2 protein-coding genes are annotated in these 2,099 nt (G+C 27.8%); both read left to right on the top strand.

Going from position 1 to position 2,099, the window contains the following annotated elements; all coding sequences use genetic code 11:
- Window positions 1-37 precede the first annotated feature (37 nt).
- The gene (locus tag RMO70_RS13835) at window positions 38-337 is read left to right on the top strand and encodes a type II toxin-antitoxin system RelE/ParE family toxin (RefSeq protein WP_310557030.1); all 300 of its coding nucleotides are present in this window, start codon (window positions 38-40) and stop codon (window positions 335-337) included.
- A 284-nt stretch (window positions 338-621) separates the two neighbouring features.
- Window positions 622-2,099, top strand: a 1,478-nt coding sequence (locus RMO70_RS13830) for a leucine-rich repeat domain-containing protein (protein ID WP_409025092.1), incomplete at its 3' end; no start/stop codon positions are given.

Genomic DNA, 2,099 nt, shown 5'->3' with positions numbered 1-2,099 from the left:
ATTTCGATAAAGCTATAGATGAAATCGAAAAAGGTTTATGAAGTGTAAAAAAGTAATCTCTGAACTCGCTGTTCAGGATATTAAAGAAAACGCTTTATGGTATAATTCAAAAAAGAAAGGGTTAGGAAAAGAATTTACTTCAGAAATTAGAAAAACAGTAAATTATATTGTCGATTATCCTTTTGCTTTTCCTGTAAAATATAATGAGATTCGATTAGCAGTTGTTGCAGTTTTTCCATATACTATTCATTATTTTTTCGATGAGAACAGTAATACGATTTTTGTTACTGCTATTTACAATGATGCAAGAAACCCAGAACTCTGGAAAAACAGATAACTTTAAAACACCATTTTTTTATTGATAGAGAAATGGTATTTTTTATGCGTTATTTTCACATAATTGTCATTCCGACGAAGGAGGAATCTCATAATTAAATTGCTTGAGATTGCTTCGCCAGTTCGAGCAAAGCTCTCGTGCCCTCGTTCCTCGGACCCGAGCCTGAAAGTGCGAACTGGCGAAGCAATGACAAAAGAGTGTTTATTTTTAAAAAAGAAAAAGAGTATTAAATAATTCATAATTCATAATTCATAATTCATATATTTGCCACTTAAATTTTCCAAATGAAAAAAATCTACTTTCTGCTTATTTCTTTATGTCTTTTTACGAGTGTTAATGCTCAGATTATTAATTTTCCTGATGCGAACTTTAAAGCGAAGTTATTGGAGGCGAGTCCGAGTAACAATATATCACAAAATTTAAGCGTAGTGAACTTTAAAATTGATGCTAATAATAATGGCGAAATTGAAGTTAGTGAAGCGGAACAAGTTTCTGCTTTACAGATACCTTATTCGTCGATTATTTCATTAGATGGAATTAGTAATTTTTCCAATTTAACATATCTTGATTGTAGCCAAAATCAATTATCAACTTTAAATTTGAGTAATAATTCATTGTTAACAGATTTGCAATGTTATTATAATCAACTAACAAGTTTAAATGTAAGTGGAAATACATCTTTGGAAAATCTAAATTGCTATAATAACCAATTAATATATTTAAGTGTAAGTAATAATTCATTATTGAAATATTTGCAATGTTTAAATAATCAACTAACAAATTTAGACTTAAGTAATAATACTGCATTGATTTTTTTATCGTGTGATCAGAATCAACTATATGGCTTAAATTTAACTAATAATACTTCATTAATCACTCTGTATTGTAGGAACAATCAATTAACGAGTCTAAATTTAGGTAATAATACAATAGTGAATACTGTGAAATGTGATTTTAATCAATTAACAAGTTTAAATGTGAATAATAACATTTCATTGTTGGAACTTAACTGTTCAAATAATCAACTAACAAATTTAGACTTTAGTAATAATAGATATCTATATGCTTTAGAATGTAGTTCAAACCAATTAACTAGTTTGGATTTAAGTAATAATAAAGAATTGAGTTTTTTGAATTGCAATTTTAATCAATTAAATAATTTGTTTATTAAAAATGGTTTAAATGAAATTTGGCAAGATTCAAATGGTAACTTTACTTCAGTTTTCTTGTTCGAGAATAATCTCAATTTACAATACATATGTGCTGATGAAAATCAAATTAGTCAAATTCAAAATCAAATTTCAGTATATGGTTATACTAATTGTCACGTAAATTCCTATTGCTCCTTTACACCTGGAGGAACATTTTATACTTTTCAAGGAAATAATAAATATGATAGTAATAATAATAGCTGTGATGCTTTAGATTTACCATTATCAAATTTAAAGTTTAATATAACTGATGGAACAAATTCGGTAAGTTTAATTTCTAACACATCAGGAAGTTATTCTATTCCAGTACAAGCAGGAACACATACGATAACACCAGTTTTTGAAAATCCAAGTTATTTTGCTGTTTCGCCAACAACGGTAAATGTTACTTTCCCAACACAAACAAGTCCGTTTACTCAAAATTTTTGTATTACCGCAAATGGTGTTCACCCAGATTTAGAAGTTACTTTATTACCATTAGAAATTGCCAGACCAGGTTTTGATGCTACTTATAAAATTATTTATAAAAACAAAGGAAATACCACGCAATC

Source organism: Flavobacterium sp. (genome assembly GCF_031422135.1).
In the GTDB taxonomy this organism is placed as follows: Bacteria; Bacteroidota; Bacteroidia; order Flavobacteriales; family Flavobacteriaceae; genus Flavobacterium.
The sequence above is the reverse complement of the archived record's forward strand: the minus strand, read 5'-3'. Positions and strand labels throughout refer to the sequence as shown.